We start from the raw sequence: 16,482 nt of genomic DNA on the forward strand, positions 1-16,482 counted from the left end.
GAGTCCTAGAGTCGGCTACGTGTCGTCAGTGAATACCGCTTCCGGACCTGTCACTACCACCGATATCGGCGTCACGCTGATGCACGAGCATGTGTTCATCATGACCACCGAGATAGCGCTGAACTATCCGGAAGCTTGGGGCGACGAAGACAAACGGGTAGCCGACGCCATCGATCGGCTCAACGAGCTGAAGTCGCGCGGAGTCGACACCATCGTCGACCTGACCGTGATCGGACTGGGTCGCTACATCCCGCGCATTGCCCGGGTCGCCGCGGCCACCGACCTGAATATCGTCGTCGCGACGGGTCTCTACACCTACAACGACATCCCTTTCCGGTTCCACTACGAAGGCCCCGGCGGCTTGCTCGGCGGCCCGGAGATCATGTCCGACATGTTCGTCCGCGATATCGAGGAGGGCATCGCCGATACCGGCATCAAGGCGGGAATCCTCAAGTGCGCCACCGATGAACCGGGTGTCACACCGGGTGTCGAGCGGGTGCTGCGCGCGGTTGCCCAGGCGCACAAGCGGACCGGGGTGCCGATCTCCACGCATACCCATGCTGGTCTGCGGCGCGGGCTGGAACAGCAGAAGATCTTCGAGGAGGAGGGCGTCGACCTGAGCCGGGTGATCATCGGGCACTCCGGCGACAGCACCGACATCGGCTACCTCGAGGAGCTGATCGCCCCCGGCTCTTACCTCGGCATGGATCGTTTCGGTCTCGACGTGATCTCACCGTTCGAGGACCGGGTCAACGTCGTCGCGCAGATGTGCGAACGCGGGCATGCCGACAAGATGGTGTTGTCCCACGACGCCAACTGCTACTTCGACGCGATCCCCGAAGAGGTGGTGCCACAGATGGCGCCGAACTGGCACTACCTGCACATCCACAACGACGTCATCCCCGCGCTCAAGGAACGCGGGGTCACCGACGAGCAGCTGCACACCATGCTGGTGGACAACCCGCGCCGGATCTTCGAGCGGCAGGGCTCCTACTCGTGACCGCGCCGATCCCACCGATCGGCGCCCAGATCTCCGCGCTGGCCGCGCTCGCTCCCGACGAGCCGGCCGTCACCTGCGATGGGCGCACGCTGACCCGTCGCGAACTCGATCGCTCCACCAACCGGCTCGCCCGCGCGTACGCCGAGCGGGGTGTCGGCGTCGGCGACTACGTAACCATGTTGCTGCCCAACGGGATCGAGTGGATCCAGGCCGCGGTGGCCTGCTGGAAGCTCGGCGCCGTGCCGCAACCGCTGTCGGCGCGGCTGCCCGACACCGAGCTGGCCGGTCTGCTGGAATTGCGGCCACCGACTTTGTTGGTCGGCCGCGAAGTCGATCGCCGGCTCGGCGAAGCCGGGCGCAGCCGGTCGACGACCATAAAGCCAAGCCATGGTGAAGTCGCAAGCGTGCCAGCAGGTTTCACGCCCGATCCGGCGTTGTCCGACGAGGCGCTACCCGAAGCGGTGTCGCCGGTGTGGAAGGCGATGGGGTCCGGTGGCAGCACCGGGCGTCCGAAGCTGATCGAATCCGGCGGTGACAGCCGCATTCCGGCCGCCATCGGCTATCCGCTCGGCGCCCAAGAGGGCGACATCACGCTGGTCCCGGTTCCGCTGTCGCACAACACCGGTTTCACCACCGCGACCATCGCGCTGCTGATGCGCCACCACCTGGTGCTGATGAGCCGGTTCGAGCCGGAGCAATTCCTCCGATTGATCAGCGACCACCGCGTCACCTTCCTGACCACGGTGCCGACCATCATGCAGCGGGCGCTGCCGGTCTATCGCGACAACGCGCAAGCCTACGACCTGTCGTCGCTGCGTCGGTTCTGGCACTTGGGTGCCCCGTGCCCGCCCGCCATCAAGCAGGCCTGGATCGATCTGCTCGGACCGGAGAAAGTCTGGGAACTCTACGGCGGCACCGAATTACAGGCGCTGACCTTCATCTCCGGCGACCAGTGGCTGGCTCACCGCGGCTCGGTCGGCATCGTGGTGGCCGGCGAGATGAAGGTGCTCGACAACGACGGCAATCCGTGCCCGCCCGGAGAGGTGGGCGAGATCTACATGAGGCCCAGCCCGGGCAGCGCGCCGACCTACCGCTACGTCGGCGCGACGGCGAAATCCCGCGACGGCTGGGATTCGTTGGGCGACCTCGGCTATTTCGACGCCGACGGATTTCTCTACATCTCCGACCGCCGAGTGGACATGTTCACCGTTGGTGGCCGCAACGTGTATCCGGCCGAGATCGAGGCGGCGTTGTCCGAGCATCCAGATGTGTTGTCCTGCTTGGTTGTCGGGGTTCCGCATGACGATCTCGGGCAGGTGCCGTACGCCCTGGTTCAGGCCGGCACCGAGCTGAATGAGCAGACGGTGCAAGAGTTTCTGCGCCAACGCATCGCCGGTTACAAGGTGCCGGAAACCGTGGAGTTCGTCGAAACTCCGCTGCGCGACGACGCCGGTAAGGCCCGCCGCTCCGCGGTCCGCGCGCAAATCATGGCGCGACTGCATCTTCTTGACGCGGGCTGACCGCCTGCGGGCGTGGGATCCGGCGTGATTCCCACCGCCGCAACGCCTCTCGGCATGGCGACTCGACCAGCGCGTAGCTGACCGCGGAAATCGCGATGCTGAAGACCAGCGTCGACGCCAGCACCTCGGGCAGGTGGCCATGGAACGCGAACTGACCGATCACCGGAAACACCATTGTGAGCGCGGCCAGATGCCAGATGAAGATTCCGTAGGACCAGCGTCCGAGCGTCACCATCGGGGCGCTACCCAGTAACCGGTGGCTGGCGTCGGGCCGGTCGAGCACCAGTGGCGCCACCAGGCCCGCGGCCACCAGCGCGCCCATCGCCGTCTTGACGGTGAACTGCGCAGCGCTGCTAGGGACCAGGCCGGCCGGGCCGGCCAGCGGGGAGGCCGCAACCAGATAGGCCGCCAGCACCACGACGGCCATCGGCACGCGCTGCCGCGCCAGTCGGTGTGGCCAGCCGATCGGACTGTAGATCCATTCGGCGAGCAGCATGCCCGCGGCGAACCAGGAGAAGAACGCCGGCGGCCAGGTCAGCGGATTGAGTCCGGGTGCGGTGTGCAGTGGGAGCCAACCCCAGAACCAGCTTGCGGCAGCCAAACCCGTGATCGCCGGCACCCGGGCGCGGACCGGCAGACGGGCGGCCAGCACCGCCAGGATCGGCAGCGCCAGGTAGAAGCTGACCTCGACCGACAGGCTCCACATCTGGGTCAGGCCGGCGGTCAGTGTCAGGGGCACATAGACCTGGGCGAGCGACAGGTTCGCCAGCCACACCGTCAGGTTCGGGTGATTGCCGTCCGGCAGCAGCGTCAGAATGACTACGACCGCAACCAGATACGCGGGCATGATGCGGACCACCCGCGATCGTAGGTAGTGACCGGTCGCCGGACGCGGTGACAGCCCGCGAGCGGCGGCGGCGTGGCTTCGCCACAGCAGGAACCCCGACAGCGTGAAGAACACCGCCACCGCAAGATCGAAGCGGCCGAACAGCCGACCGTCGAATCCGCTGGAGTGCCCGGTGTCGAAAGCCGCGTGGGTGACGACGACGCCGATTGCGGCGCAGGCCCGCATCCCTTCTACTGCGGGCAGGAATTTGCGGGTGCCACCCACCTGCCCGTTCGGATCCATAACGACAGTCTGCCCGGTCAACGCGCAAACGTGTTTGCCCACCCTGGGGACATAAACAGCGACCTTAAATAATGCTGTTAGGGTCGAACGAGTTTTGCTGCGCGGCCGTGCCGCCAGCGGGTAGAACGCCAGGTTTACGGCCTGAACCGGACGAGATCAGAAGGAGGTCACGGCACGTGAACCGAGCAGTCATGTTGCGGATGGCCGCGTGCGGGATCATGGGACTCGGAGCCGCGTTGCTGATCGCCGCGCTGCTGTTGTCGACCTACACCGGCAGCAGGATCACCAAGATTCCGCTCGATCTGGACGCGACCTTGATCGGTGAGGGCAGCGGTACGACCGTCGACCCCGCGTCGCTGTACAGCCCGAAACTCGTCGTCGACAAAAACGTGCCGGTGGTGTCTCAGCAACAGATCGACGTCGAATCCCCCGCCAACGCCGACGTCGTCACGTTCCAGGTGGGTAGCTCGGTTCGGCGCAGCGACAAGCAGAAGGACTCCGGCCTGCTGCTCGCCCTGGTCGACACCGTCACCCTCAACCGCAAGACAGCGACAGCGGTGTCCGACGACACTCATCCCGGCGGCGCGGTACAGAAGCCACGCGGATTCAAGGACGAAAGTCCGGCCACCAATATTGCGCTGCCGCATGAGGGGCTGTCCTACCGCTTTCCGTTCCACACCGAAAAGCGGTCGTACCCGTACTTCGACCCGATAGCGCAGAAAGCGTTCGAGGCCAACTACAACGGTGAAGAAGACGTCAACGGCCTGACGGTTTACAAGTTCACCCAGGACGTCGGCTACGACGCGGACGGCAAACTCGCCGAGCCGATCAGATACCCGTCGCTGTACGCCGACGACGCGGACAGCAAGGTCACCAATACCGCATTCATGTGGGGCCTACCGGGCGATCCGGACGAGAAGATCACCATGACCCGCTACTACGCCGCGCAGCGGACGTTCTGGGTCGACCCGGAGTCGGGCACGATCGTCAAAGAACAAGAGCGCGCCAACCACTATTACGCGCGCGACGCGTTGAAGCCGGAAGTCACGCTGGTCGACTACAAGATCTCGTCCAACGAGGAGACGGTCGAGGCTCAGGTCAACGCCGCGCGTAACGAGCGCGACCGATTGGCGCTGTGGTCGCGGGTGCTGCCGATCACTTTCACCGCGGCGGGCGTGATCGCCCTGATCGGCGGGCTGCTGCTCGGCTCGTTCAGCCTGCGCACCGAGACCGCATTGAACGAACCCGGCCAGGACGAAGCCGATCGCGGATTCTTCGGTCGCGGCGGCGATCCACCGGTCGAGCGGGTGCCGGGCGCCGAAGCCGAGACCGAGAAGATTCCCACATCCCCCAAGGACGTCAAGCGAGACGGGACGTCGAGCTCGGGGGGTTCTTCGACTCCCGCGCCGCCCGACCTTCCCTAGCTGGCTCAGCGCGTGCGGGCGCTCCCCCATCGGGTGCTGCGGTGGACCTGTCCCGGGTACGCACTCGCGTTGGCGTTACTCGTGGTGGCGCCGCTGCTGAAGCCCGGCTACCTCCTACTCCGCGACGCGGTGTCGACGCCGCGGTCGTACTTCACCGACAACGCTCTCGGCCTGGTCTCGGCTCCGCGGGCGACACCACAGGATTTCGCGATTGCCGTGGCCTCGCATGTCGTCGACGGCGGCATCGTGGTGAAAGCCTTGCTGGTCGCCGGCCTGTGGTTGGCCGGCTGGGGTGCGGCGCGACTGGTCGCACAACTGCTACCGGAGTCCTGTGCCGGCGGCCAATTCGTGGCGACCACGCTGGCGATCTGGAACCCCTACGTCGGCGAGCGGCTCCTGCAAGGGCATTGGAGCCTGTTGCTCGGCTACGGCTGCTTGCCGTGGGTGGCGACCACGCTGATCTCACTGCGTACGGCCGAAAGTGGCATCTGGCCAAGCATTTTCGGCCTGACATTCTGGATCGCGTTGGCCGGCCTGACCCCGACCGGGCTGATCCTGGCCGCCACCGTCGGGTTGACATGCGCTGCGGTGACGGGCACCGGTGTATCACGATGGCGTTGCGCTGCAATAGTTTCGGTTGACGCTGCGTTGGCGGCATTGCCGTGGTTGACCGCCGCGCTATTGGGCCTGGCGTCGACGGATCGGATGTGGTCCCACACACCGGGCATCGCCGCCTTCGCGGCCCGTGCCGAACCGGCGCTGGGCACCTTGGGCAGCCTGGCAAGCTTGGGCGGTATATGGAATGGTGACGCCGTACCAGCCTCGCGCACAACGTATTTCACATTGGTGTCTGCTGTCGTGCTGCTCGCTGTGGTCGCCGCCGGGTTCGTCACGCTTCGGCGTTCGCATGACGCACGACCCTTGCTGGTGCTGGCGGTGGCGTCGATTCTGGTACCGGCAGCGCTGGCCACCGGCCCGGGGTTGGCCGTCCTGCATGCGGTCGTCGAGACGGTCCCCGGCCTGGGTGTGCTGCGCGACGCACAGAAGTGGGTCGCGCTGGCGATGCCCGGCTATGCCTTGGCCGGCGCGGGTGCGGTGTTGACGTTGCGACGATGGCTACGACCGGCCATCGCGCCGCTGGTCTGCTGCGTCGCGCTGCTGCTGGCGCTGCCCGACTTGGCTTGGGGCATAGGCGGAAAGGTCCAGTCGACGCACTACCCCGGCGACTGGGCGGCCGTCGCGGCCGCCATAAACCGAGCACCCGCTGAAGTCGCGGTGTTGCCGGCCGACACCATGCGGCGGTTTTCCTGGTCGGGTCCGGCACCGGTGCTGGACCCGCTGCCGCGCTGGCTACGCGCCGACGTCCTGACGACCGGCGACCTTACGGTCTCCGGGACGACCGTTCTCGGCGAAGGTGACCGGGCCCGTGAGGTGCAGCGGCTGCTGTTGGCGGGCGCCGACCCGGATCAACTCCGAGCGGCCGGCGTGGGATGGCTAGTTGTCGAGGAGGGCACCGCGGGCGATATGAGTGGGGCCACCGAGACATTGGAGCGACTACCCGTTGCGTTCCGCGGGCGGGACCTGATGCTGTACCGGGTCGGCGGTAACACGGGCGGCGCATCGGCGGGCCGTCGGGCCGCGGTCATCATCGCGCATCTGGTCTGGTTGGCCATATTGATCGGCGGAGCTGTCGGTTCGGCCATCGCGGGTCGGTGGGTGCCGTCAGACCACGCCGGTGACGCGGTCACCGGCGACGACTGACTCCAGCACCGAGCGCATCGCGTCTGCGCTTTGCTTCCACGAGAACTCGGCGCTACGCGCTTGTGCCTTGACGCCGAGCTGATCGCGCAACACGGGATCGGCGAGCAACTGCTCGAGTCGGCGCACCAGTTCGGCACGGTCGTCGACCAGCAGACCGGTCACCCCGTCGATGATCGAATCGGCCAGCCCGCCAGAAGACCGGTAACCGATGGTCGGCACGGCATGCTGCGCCGCCTCGATCACCGCCAACCCCCAGCCTTCTTTCCGGGACGGCAGCACATGCACCCAAGCCTGTTGCATGACATGGTGTTTCGCGGTGTCGTCGACGTGTCCGTGGAATGTCACCGCATCGCCGATGCCCAGCCGCTGCGCATGTTCGGTCAACCGCTGGCTCCACCAACCGCCGCCGACGACATCGAGGTGCAGATCGGGTATTGATGCCCGCAGCTGCGCCACCGCGTCCAAGGCGTCTTCGATCTGCTTGTGCGGCACCAGCCGCGACAGCACCACCACGCGAGGAGTGCCCGCTCGCGACCCGCTCAGCGAGGCCACGGGTGCCTGGTCAAGCCCGTTGCGCACCACGGCGATTTGCTCGGTGTCGACGCCCAGACCGACCAGGTCGCGGGCCGACGGAAGTGACACTGTCACATACTGATTGCGGCGATGCACCTTCGGCGACAACCACGATTCGACGAACCAGCCGACGCGGCTGAGGAACCAGCCGGCCACCGGCCACTGCTCGCGGTGGCAGTGGTGTACCAGCACCGCCACGCGGGAGCCGTAGACGAGCCGGGCCAGAAATGGCAGGCCGTTCTGGGTGTCGACGACCACATCGGGTCGCACGCCGCGCAGCGGCCCGATGCCGAGCCTGGCCGCTGCCATCGCCAGCAGTGCCCAGATGTAGACCGAGTACGGCCCACCCGAGCGCCAGATGTGGACGCCGTCGACGATGTCGCGGCGGGCTGCGCCGGGGTAGCAGGCGGTGCGTAGCGTGACATCGACGCCGGATTCGGCCAACTGGGCGCCGATGCGCTGTAGGTAGGTTTCGCTGCCGCCGCCCTGCGGGTGGCCGGTATCACGCCAGCACAGGAGCAGCACTGAGCGCACACCGGACATTCGCCAAGCCTAGCGATGCCGGGGCTCTAGGGTTGGCCGGTGGCGGTGACCGAGGTGTTCGCGCGGCGGGCGACCTTGCGCCGTTCGGTGCGGCTGCTGTCGAGCTTCCGCTACGAGCAGGCCGAGCCGGCGCGTTTCTACGGTCCGCTGGCCGTCGACACCGTGCACCTGGTCAGCGACCTGTGGCAGGGCATGCACGGCGAACAGCCGGTCGGCCGCCGGGTGCTCGACGTCGGTGGCGGGCCCGGTTATTTCGCCGGAGCGTTCAGCGACGCGGGGCTCGGCTATATCGGTGTCGAGCCGAACGCAGGCGAAATACATTCTGCAGGGCCAGTTTTGGCGCGTGATACGGGGACGTTCGTCCGAGCGTCGGGCATGGCACTGCCGTTCGCCGACAACAGCGTGGACATCTGCCTGTCGTCGAACGTCGCCGAGCACGTGCCGCGGCCCTGGGCGCTCGGCGGCGAAATGCTGCGGGTGACGCGGCCCGGCGGCCTGGCGGTGTTGTCCTACACGGTCTGGCTCGGCCCGTTCGGCGGCCACGAGATGGGCCTGACCCACTACCTCGGCGGGGCCCGGGCGGCGGCCCGCTACGCCCGAAAACACGGTCATCCGGCGAAAAATCACTACGGGTCGTCGTTGTTCGCGGTGTCGGCGGCGGAAGGGCTGGACTGGGCGGCGAGCACCGGCGCTTTGGTAGCCGCCTTCCCGCGCTACCACCCGAAATGGGCCTGGTGGCTGACGGCTTTACCGATGGTGCGCGAGTTCCTGGTGAGCAATCTCGTTCTGGTGCTCCAGCCGCACCACTGAAACGTGTTCTCGTTTGGACGCCACTTGGGTATGGTGGCGGCCATGAGCCAAGTCACAACGGAGCAAGCCACAACGGAGTACGACAAGCTTTTCATTGGCGGTAAATGGACCGAGCCGTCGACGTCCGAGGTCATCGAGGTGCACTGCCCGGCGACCGGCGAGTACGTCGGCAAGGTGCCACTGGCTGCAGCGGGCGACGTCGATGCCGCGGTCGCCGCGGCGCGTGCGGCATTCGACAACGGACCATGGCCCTCCACGCCGCCGAAAGATCGCGCGGCCGTCATCGCCGGCGCACTGAAGCTGATGGAGGAGCGCAAAGACCACTTCATCAAACTGCTCGGCGACGAGACCGGTCAGCCGCCGATGTCGCTGGAGACCATGCAATGGATGAGTGGAATTGCCTGTCTGAACTTCTTTGCCGGCCCCGCCGTCGATCAGGTCAAGTGGCAGGAAGTCCGCAACGGCGGCTACGGGCAGACCATCGTGCACCGTGAGCCGCTCGGCGTGGTGGGTGCGATCGTGGCCTGGAATGTGCCGCTGTTCCTGGCGATCAACAAGCTCGGCCCGGCCCTGCTGGCCGGCTGCACGGTGGTGCTCAAACCGGCCGCCGAAACACCGCTGACGGCAAACGCTTTGGCGGAGGTGTTCGCCGAGGCCGGCCTGCCGGAGGGTGTGCTGTCGATCGTTCCCGGTGGTATCGAAACCGGACAGGCGCTGACCTCCAACCCCGACATCGACATCTTCTCGTTCACCGGAAGCTCGGCTGTCGGCAAAGAGATCGGCAAGCGCGCCGCCGAGATGCTCAAGCCGTGCACCCTGGAACTCGGCGGCAAGTCGGCGGCCATCCTGCTCGAGGACGTCGACCTGGCCGCCTCGGTGCCGATGCTGGTGTTCTCCGGAATCATGAACACCGGGCAGGCCTGTGTGGCGCAGACCCGCATCTTGGCGCCGCGCTCGCGATACGACGAAATCGTCGAAGCCGTGGGCAATTTCGCGCAGTCACTGCCCGTCGGGCCGCCGTCGGACGCAGGCGCGCAGATCGGCTCGTTGATCTCGGAGAAGCAGCGCGACCGTGTCGAGGCATACATCGCCAAGGGCATCGAGGAGGGTGCGCGACTCGTCGCCGGAGGCGGGCGTCCCGAAGGCCTGGACGACGGTTTCTTCGTGCAGCCCACGGTGTTCGCGGACGTCGACAATAAAATGACGATCGCGCAGGAGGAAATCTTCGGCCCGGTGCTGAGCATCATTCCCTATGACACCGAAGAGGACGCGATCAAGATCGCCAACGATTCAGCGTACGGGTTGGCCGGCAGCGTGTGGACGACCGACGTGCCACGCGGGATCAAGATCTCCGAGCAGATCCGCACCGGCACCTACGCGATCAACTGGTACGCATTCGATCCGTGCTGTCCGTTCGGTGGGTACAAGAACTCCGGAATCGGCCGCGAGAACGGCCCCGAGGGCGTCGAGCACTTCACTCAGCAGAAGAGCGTGCTGATGCCGATGGGCTACACCACCGAGGCCTGACGCTGCAGCGACGTGACGCTGCAGGCACACTTGAGCGCGAACGTGCCTGTGGCGTCACACTCAAGCTCGCTAGAACGACTCTTCGCGCAGCTGCATGACGGCGAGGTCGACATTGGCCGCAATCTCGCGTTCAGCAGTCAACCGCGGCAGCACGTTCTTGACGAAAAACTTTGCCGTGGCGACCTTTCCGGCGTAAAAGGCGCGGTCGGCCGCGCCCGGATCGCCGTCCAGCGCTGTCAGGGCTATTTCGGCTTGCTGCAGTAGCAACCAGCCGATGAGCAGGTCACCGACGGCGATCAAGAAGGGCACCGACTCAAGGCCGACGCGGTAGAGCTCGTTGGGGTTCTCCTGGGATTCGATCAGGTACCCGGTCATGGTCGCGACCCAGCCTTGCAGGTCGTCGAGCGCGGTGGCCAATTGCTTACGGGCATCGGCGAGTTCGGGACGGGCGTGGTTGCTGTCGATGAACGCCTCGAGCTGCGCGACCAGATGCTGTAGCGACTTGCCCTGGTCGCGAATGATCTTACGGAAGAAGAAGTCCTGCGACTGGATCGCGGTGGTGCCTTCGTACAGGCTGTCGATCTTCGCGTCACGAATGTACTGCTCGAGCGGGTAGTCCTGCAGGAAGCCGGATCCGCCCAGTGTCTGCAACGACTCGGTCAAGCATTGGTAGGCCCGTTCGGAGCCCACGCCTTTCACGATCGGCAACAGCAGATCGTTGACCCGCTCGGCCAAATCGGCGTCGGCGCCCGAGACCACTGCGGCAACCGAGGCATCCTGGTGCGCCGCGGTGAACAGATAAAGTGCGCGCAATCCTTCGGCGTACGCCTTTTGCGTCAACAGGGCACGCCGCACATCGGGATGATGAATGATCGTCACCCGCGGAGCGGTCTTGTCGGTCATCTGCGTCAGGTCCGCACCCTGGACACGAGTCTTGGCGTACTCCAACGCATTCAGATAACCCGTTGACAATGTTCCAATGGCTTTGGTGCCGACCATCATTCGGGCGTACTCGATGATCCGGAACATCTGCGCGATTCCGCGGTGGCTGTCGCCCACCAGCCAGCCGACCGCCGGGACGCCATGCTGACCGAAGGTCAATTCGCATGTGGCCGAGACTTTCAGGCCCATCTTGTGTTCGACGCCGGTGACGAAGACGCCGTTACGCTCCCTCGGCTCGCCGGTCTTGGCGTCGAGCAGGAACTTGGGCACCAGAAACAGGCTGAGCCCCTTGGTTCCCGGACCGGCACCCTCCGGCCGGGCCAGCACCATGTGCAAGATGTTCTCGAAGACGTCGTCGCTGTCGCCGCTGGTGATGAACCTCTTGACGCCGTCGATGTGCCAGGTGCCGTCGCCCTGGTCGGTGGCCTTGGTCCGGCCGGCGCCGACGTCGGAACCCGCATCAGGTTCGGTAAGCACCATCGTCGCGCCCCAGTTGCGGTCGATGGCCAGCGAGGCCCAATGCCGTTGCTGCTCATTGCCGATCCCGTAGAGGATGTTGGCGAGAATCGGGCCGGCGATGTACATGAACACCGCCGGGTTGGCCCCGAGGACCAACTCGTTGACCGCCCACTGCACCATCGACGGCGCGGGCACGCCGCCGACCGCCTCTTCGAGCCCGACCCGAAACCACTCGCCTTCGCCCCACGCGCGCAACGACTTCTTGAACGGCTCGGGAAGCGTGACCACATGAGTGTCGGGGTCGAACGTCGGCGGGTGGCGGTCGCTGTCGGCGAACGACTCAGCCACCGGTCCTTCGGCCAATCGGGCAGCCTCGGCGAGCATCTGCCGCACCGAGTCGCCATCGAGGTCGCCGAATGCTTCGTCGGCGAGCACCTCGTCCAACTTCAGCGACTCGAACAGGTTGAACTCCAGGTCCCGCACGTTGCTCTTGTAGTGGCCCATTGCTGACCCCTTTCAATCGCCTGGGCCGAGCGTAACGCGGACGGGCTCGGTTGGAATTGAGCTTGGTCACGCTCCGCACGCTTACCAGATCCTTGCGTGCGTTAGCAGTCTTCCGTGAGTGACTTGGGGACGGCGCTGGGCGAATGTGGTCATGCGGGTTGCGACAAAGAGAATTGCCGCACCGCCCAGGGCTGCGTCCGAAATATGCATTTCACCATAATTTCTGCTGAACAGGCGCGCGGCAATAGATGCGAGACGTCCGGTCCATTAGGTCTCTATCCTGCAACGGCAGCGCCGAGCGTTTGCTTGCTGGACGCGAGTCTTATATGGTCTCTTACATAGTTTTCAGGAGATGACCATGTTGATCGTCGAACTCAACGTCGCCGGCTACCGCTTGAGCGGGGAGTGGGCCGGTCTGCGCCGCAATACGCTGCGTCCCGCGCGATTGACCGCGAGGACACTTCACTGGCGTATCCCGCAGCTTCGCCAGACCCGCGCAGCCTGACAGGCCAGCGAGAGCCCATGTCGTTAGCAACTCGATCGCGCAGTAAGCGCGGTAACACCCGCGCCAAAATGCTGATCAGCGCCGCCGAGGTGATGCGGGAACGCGGTGCCGCCGGCGTGACCATCGACGAGGTGCTCACCCGCAGCGGCGCGCCACGCGGCTCGGTGTACTACCACTTCCCGGAGGGTCGCAACCAGATCCTCGCCGAGGCGTTGCAATACGCCGGGGACGCGATCACCGCCGACATCGACGACGCCGCCGGACGAGGCGCCAAGGTGCTGCTCCGGCAGTTCGTCGACTTCTGGGAACGCGTGCTCGCGGACAGCGACTACCACGCCGGCTGCCCGGTGGTCGCCGCGGCGATCGGCTCCGGCGACGACGAACTGCGATTGTCGAAAGAGGCGGCGCGGATTTTCGCGCACTGGCGTACGGCCCTCACGTGGGCGTTCGTCGGTGATGGCTTCGCGGAGTCCGACGCCGACTCGCTGGCGGTGATGTCGATCGCCACGCTGGAAGGCGCCGTCGTCCTGTGCCGCTCGGCGCGCAGCAGCGAACCACTGCACAAGGTCTACGAGCAGCTCGAGTTCCTGGTCAAGGCAAGGGAATTCGTCCGCCGCAACGGAGTCCCCGGGCAGTCCTGAGCTAATCGCTGGCCGGCAGCGGCTTGGCTTCCTTGAGGCTCAGTGCCGTCTCGCCCACAGCCAACGTTCCGGCCCCTGCCTTGGTCACCAGCACCTCGGCACCGGCGTCGTCGACGTAACGCTTGCCCATGATCGCGCCATCGGAGAATGCCGGATCCGGCTCACCGGACCGCTCCGCCCCCAATTCCACCATCGCCGCCCCACCGCAGCGCAGATCGTCGAGGCTGTCGGCGCTGCGGACGACGATCACCTGGGTGTCGCAGACCTGGCTCGCCAGACGGGTTCCGTTTTTGATCATGATTTCGATCCTCGGTTGGAGTTACTGCTCGGCCGGAGCGGCGCGAAGCTCTTCGACGATGTCGCGACGAAGCACTTTGCCCGTCGCGTTGGTGGGCAGCTCGTCGCGAAAGACTACCCGGTCAGGGGTTCGCGACCCCCGCAAACTCCTGCGGACATGCTCACGCAATTCCTCGGCGTCGGGGTCGGCTCCGGGGGCCGGCACCACGACCGCGACGATCGCCTGCCCCCAATGCGGATCCTCCACCCCGACCACGACGACGTCTCGCACGTGCGGGTGCTCGACCAGCACATCCTCCAGCTCGGCGGGCGCGATGTTCTCCCCGCCGCGGATGATCGTGTCGTCGCTGCGGCCGCCGATGAAGAGGTAGCCGCCCTCATCGAGGGTGGCGATGTCCTTGGTCGGGAACCATCCCTCGGCGTCGAGCACCGAGCCGATCCCGGTGTAGCGACCCGACACCTGCTCGCCGCGGACGAACAGCTCACCGGTCTGCCCCGCCGGCAGAACCGCGCCGTCCTCCCCGCGGATCTGCACCTCGACGCTCGGCACCGGCTGGCCGACCGAACCCAAGCGTTTCAGTACCGACGGGTCGGCGGCGGCCTGCGCCTCGCGATGGTCGTCGGGCGTCAGCACGGCGATCGTCGAACTCGTTTCGGTCAATCCGTAGGCGTTCACGAAACCGACGTGCGGCAGCAGTTCCAGGGCCTTGCGTACCAGCGGCAACGGCACTTTGGAGCCGCCGTAGGCCAGGTTGCGCAGCGACGGCAGCCGGTGTCCACCGCCCTCCAAGACGGTGACGATCCGGTCCAGCATGGTCGGGACCACCGTCGCGCTGGTGACGTGCTCGGCGTCGATCAGACGCAGCCACTCCTGCGGTTCGAACACCGGCAGATAGACCATCTTGCGCCCGGCGTAGAGATTCGACAGAGCCGCGCTGACCCCGGCGATGTGGTACGGCGGCACGCAGATCAGCGAGGCATCGGTCTCCTCGGCGGACCCGAACTCGACCGTGCCGGTGACGTAACTGGTCAGGTTGTTGTGGGTCAGCTCAACGGCTTTGGGCTGCGAGGTGGTGCCCGAGGTGAACAGCACGATGCCCACCGAGTCCGGGTCGGCGAACTCCACGACCGGCTCGGCGTCGCGGGCCTGCACCAGGAAGTCGTCGGACAGCATGACGTGTTTGGCACAGTCCTCGAGTCCGGCCGGCCCCCCGAGCTCGTCGAGGTAGCGGCTGTCGGCGACCACCAGCGGATGGGGCAGGCGCGCGATCAGCGTCTTGATGCCCTCGGCGGAAAGCCGGTAGTTGATCGGCGTGAACGTCAACCCGGCCCGTGCCGAGGCGAACATCAGCAGCGGCAACATCGCGCCGCCGACGCCGACGTAGACGACGTGGGACGCCTGCGAACCGGCGATGATGCCGGCCCCGCCATCGGCGAGATCGCTGAGCTGCTGCGCCGTCAGTCGGACATCCCCGGAGACCACCGCCGTCCGCTCGGGATCGCTCGAGCTGGCCATCTCGAGAAGTAACGAAATACTCACGCTCGCGCTTTCTGTGGTGTCCACACGTTACAAAGCTTGGCAGAAGTGTCATGCCAGTTTAGATGACCTCACAATCTCGCCCGCGCCGTGGCCGATGTCACTACGCCGACCGCGTTTACCTGCGCACGTGAGGGTTACCCGCTGCGGGTTCGCCAGTAGTTGACCAAGCAACCACAAGCGAGTTGGGGACAACACTTTGACGACCTTCGCAACAGACCTATCGCCCACGCACTCCACCTTCACCAGGCTCCGCGCCGGGATAGCGGGCGCCATGCTCGCCGAGTTCTTCGGCACCTTCGTGCTGTTGTTACTCGGCCTCGGCACCTGCGCGGTGAACACCGTCGGCCTGCCCGGTTCCGGCCGGCAGACCGTTCCGTTCGGCCCGGACAACTGGTGACCGCCGAAGACAGCGCCGAGGCCGAGGAACTAGAGCAGGATCGGGCGGCCTGAGCTCAGGTGCCCGTCCACTTGGCCGGGCGCTTCTCGGCGAACGCGATCGCACCCTCCTTGGCATCGTTCGAGGAGAACACCGGCATCAGGTGCTCGTTCTGCTTGGCGAACCGCTCGTCGGGGCTCCAGCCCCGGGACTCGACGAGGTGCTCGTTCTGCTTGACCGCTCTGCTTGGTGGCGGCCACGGCCAACGGACCGTTGACGGTGATCCGCTCGGCCAGATCGATCGCCGCGTCCAGCGCGCCGCCGGGCTCGGCCAGCACGTTGACCATGCCGAGGGCGTGCGCCCGCTCGGCGGTAAAGGCCTCGCCCGTCAGCGCCAACTCCATGGCGATCGCGGGCGGGATGCGCTCGGGCAGCCGGAACAATCCACCGCCGCCGGCGACCAGTCCGCGCTTGACCTCGGGGATGCCGAATGACGCGTCCTTGGACGCCACGATCAGGTCGGTGGCCAGCGCCAGCTCAGTGCCTCCGGCCAGCGCATAGCCCTCGACGGCCGCGATCAGCGGTTTGACGGGCCCACGCTCGGTGAAGCCCATCCCGCGGCCCTCGACGATGGGAACTTCGCCGCGGGCGAACGCCTTGAGGTCCATGCCTGCGCAGAACGTTCCGCCCGCGCCGGTCACAATGCCCACCGATAGTCCGGGGTCGCCGTCGAGCCTGTCCACCGCGTCGGCCAAACTGTGGGCCACCGCGGAGTTGACCGCGTTCTTGGCCTTGGGCCGGTTGATGGTGATGATCAGGATGCGGTCCCGCTGCTCGACGAGGACTTCGGGTTCTGCGGCTTCTTCAGTGCTCACTGGGCTCATAGCGGCGTCGCACTCCTAAGTCCTGTTCGTAATGGGTCTTGCGGAGA

Annotated in this window: 14 protein-coding genes and 1 pseudogene; 9 read left to right on the forward strand and 6 right to left on the reverse strand. The window is 66.2% G+C overall.

The window, feature by feature from the left end:
• The first annotated feature begins 19 nt into the window (after window positions 1-19).
• The gene (locus tag ACQY5A_RS23935) at window positions 20-1,000 is read left to right on the forward strand and encodes a phosphotriesterase-related protein (RefSeq protein ID WP_428342741.1); all 981 of its coding nucleotides are present in this window, start codon (window positions 20-22) and stop codon (window positions 998-1,000) included.
• Entirely contained in the window at window positions 997-2,520 is a 1,524-nt protein-coding gene (locus tag ACQY5A_RS23940) for an AMP-binding protein (RefSeq protein WP_428342742.1), read from the forward strand. Before ACQY5A_RS23935 ends, ACQY5A_RS23940 begins: the two co-directional genes overlap by 4 nt.
• On the opposite strand, the gene ACQY5A_RS23945 is transcribed toward ACQY5A_RS23940, so the two are convergent.
• Window positions 2,486-3,649 carry an acyltransferase family protein gene (locus ACQY5A_RS23945; protein ID WP_428342743.1) on the reverse strand — a complete coding sequence of 388 codons (1,164 nt, stop codon included), beginning with the start codon at window positions 3,647-3,649 and terminating at the stop codon, window positions 2,486-2,488. The two genes, ACQY5A_RS23940 and ACQY5A_RS23945, sit on opposite strands and share 35 nt — an antisense overlap.
• Window positions 3,650-3,825: 176 nt before the next feature.
• Between ACQY5A_RS23945 and ACQY5A_RS23950 the strand changes: the two genes are divergently transcribed.
• The gene (locus tag ACQY5A_RS23950; RefSeq protein WP_428342744.1) at window positions 3,826-5,073 is read left to right on the forward strand and encodes a DUF3068 domain-containing protein; all 1,248 of its coding nucleotides are present in this window, start codon (window positions 3,826-3,828) and stop codon (window positions 5,071-5,073) included.
• A 36-nt stretch (window positions 5,074-5,109) separates the two neighbouring features.
• Window positions 5,110-6,834 carry a hypothetical protein gene (locus tag ACQY5A_RS23955; protein ID WP_428343315.1) on the forward strand — a complete coding sequence of 575 codons (1,725 nt, stop codon included), beginning with the start codon at window positions 5,110-5,112 and terminating at the stop codon, window positions 6,832-6,834.
• On the opposite strand, the gene ACQY5A_RS23960 is transcribed toward ACQY5A_RS23955, so the two are convergent.
• Window positions 6,796-7,950: a glycosyltransferase family 4 protein gene (locus ACQY5A_RS23960; protein WP_428342745.1), complete on the reverse strand. Its 1,155-nt coding sequence runs from the start codon at window positions 7,948-7,950 to the stop codon at window positions 6,796-6,798. The two genes, ACQY5A_RS23955 and ACQY5A_RS23960, sit on opposite strands and share 39 nt — an antisense overlap.
• Before the next feature lie 39 nt (window positions 7,951-7,989).
• Here ACQY5A_RS23960 and ACQY5A_RS23965 point away from each other — a divergent pair, with 39 nt between their 5' ends.
• Together ACQY5A_RS23965 and ACQY5A_RS23970 are read left to right on the forward strand one after the other, a co-directional pair.
• Window positions 7,990-8,760 carry a class I SAM-dependent methyltransferase gene (locus tag ACQY5A_RS23965; RefSeq protein WP_428342746.1) on the forward strand — a complete coding sequence of 257 codons (771 nt, stop codon included), beginning with the start codon at window positions 7,990-7,992 and terminating at the stop codon, window positions 8,758-8,760.
• 42 nt (window positions 8,761-8,802) lie between these two features.
• Complete coding sequence (locus ACQY5A_RS23970) at window positions 8,803-10,287, forward strand: aldehyde dehydrogenase (protein WP_428342747.1); 1,485 nt, start codon at window positions 8,803-8,805, stop codon at window positions 10,285-10,287.
• A gap of 69 nt (window positions 10,288-10,356) precedes the next feature.
• On the opposite strand, the gene ACQY5A_RS23975 is transcribed toward ACQY5A_RS23970, so the two are convergent.
• Window positions 10,357-12,192, reverse strand: a complete 1,836-nt coding sequence (locus tag ACQY5A_RS23975) for an acyl-CoA dehydrogenase (protein WP_428342748.1) — start codon at window positions 12,190-12,192, stop codon at window positions 10,357-10,359.
• A gap of 352 nt (window positions 12,193-12,544) precedes the next feature.
• Here ACQY5A_RS23975 and ACQY5A_RS23980 point away from each other — a divergent pair, with 352 nt between their 5' ends.
• Both ACQY5A_RS23980 and ACQY5A_RS23985 read left to right on the forward strand, forming a co-directional pair.
• The gene (locus ACQY5A_RS23980) at window positions 12,545-12,697 is read left to right on the forward strand and encodes a hypothetical protein (protein WP_428342749.1); all 153 of its coding nucleotides are present in this window, start codon (window positions 12,545-12,547) and stop codon (window positions 12,695-12,697) included.
• A 17-nt stretch (window positions 12,698-12,714) separates the two neighbouring features.
• Window positions 12,715-13,338, forward strand: a complete 624-nt coding sequence (locus ACQY5A_RS23985) for a TetR/AcrR family transcriptional regulator (RefSeq protein WP_428342750.1) — start codon at window positions 12,715-12,717, stop codon at window positions 13,336-13,338.
• 1 nt (window position 13,339) lies between these two features.
• Here the strand turns inward: ACQY5A_RS23985 and ACQY5A_RS23990 are convergent, their stop codons facing one another.
• Window positions 13,340-13,636: a hypothetical protein gene (locus ACQY5A_RS23990; protein ID WP_428342751.1), complete on the reverse strand. Its 297-nt coding sequence runs from the start codon at window positions 13,634-13,636 to the stop codon at window positions 13,340-13,342.
• Window positions 13,637-13,657: 21 nt separating this feature from the next.
• Entirely contained in the window at window positions 13,658-15,175 is a 1,518-nt protein-coding gene (locus ACQY5A_RS23995; protein WP_428342752.1) for a class I adenylate-forming enzyme family protein, read from the reverse strand.
• A gap of 196 nt (window positions 15,176-15,371) precedes the next feature.
• Here ACQY5A_RS23995 and ACQY5A_RS24000 point away from each other — a divergent pair, with 196 nt between their 5' ends.
• Window positions 15,372-15,572 (forward strand): hypothetical protein, encoded by a 201-nt coding sequence (locus ACQY5A_RS24000; protein WP_428342753.1) that lies wholly within the window; start codon window positions 15,372-15,374, stop codon window positions 15,570-15,572.
• A gap of 55 nt (window positions 15,573-15,627) precedes the next feature.
• Here the strand turns inward: ACQY5A_RS24000 and ACQY5A_RS24005 are convergent.
• Window positions 15,628-16,435 (reverse strand): annotated as a pseudogene (locus tag ACQY5A_RS24005) (crotonase/enoyl-CoA hydratase family protein).
• Window positions 16,436-16,482: the final 47 nt, after the last annotated feature.

The sequence above is a fragment of the Mycobacterium sp. genome, assembly GCF_965277065.1.
Lineage (GTDB): Bacteria > Actinomycetota > Actinomycetes > Mycobacteriales > Mycobacteriaceae > Mycobacterium.

Excerpts from the sequence above, each read along its gene's own strand:
- ACQY5A_RS23945 (WP_428342743.1), bottom strand. The coding sequence starts at position 3,649 with ATGGATCCGAACGGGCAGGTGGGTGGCACCCGCAAATTCCTGCCCGCA.
- ACQY5A_RS23960 (WP_428342745.1), bottom strand. The coding sequence starts at position 7,950 with ATGTCCGGTGTGCGCTCAGTGCTGCTCCTGTGCTGGCGTGATACCGGC.
- ACQY5A_RS23980 (WP_428342749.1), top strand. The coding sequence starts at position 12,545 with ATGACCATGTTGATCGTCGAACTCAACGTCGCCGGCTACCGCTTGAGC.
- ACQY5A_RS23990 (WP_428342751.1), bottom strand. The coding sequence starts at position 13,636 with ATGATCAAAAACGGAACCCGTCTGGCGAGCCAGGTCTGCGACACCCAG.
- ACQY5A_RS23970 (WP_428342747.1), top strand. The coding sequence starts at position 8,803 with ATGAGCCAAGTCACAACGGAGCAAGCCACAACGGAGTACGACAAGCTT.
- ACQY5A_RS23985 (WP_428342750.1), top strand. The coding sequence starts at position 12,715 with ATGTCGTTAGCAACTCGATCGCGCAGTAAGCGCGGTAACACCCGCGCC.
- ACQY5A_RS23975 (WP_428342748.1), bottom strand. The coding sequence starts at position 12,192 with ATGGGCCACTACAAGAGCAACGTGCGGGACCTGGAGTTCAACCTGTTC.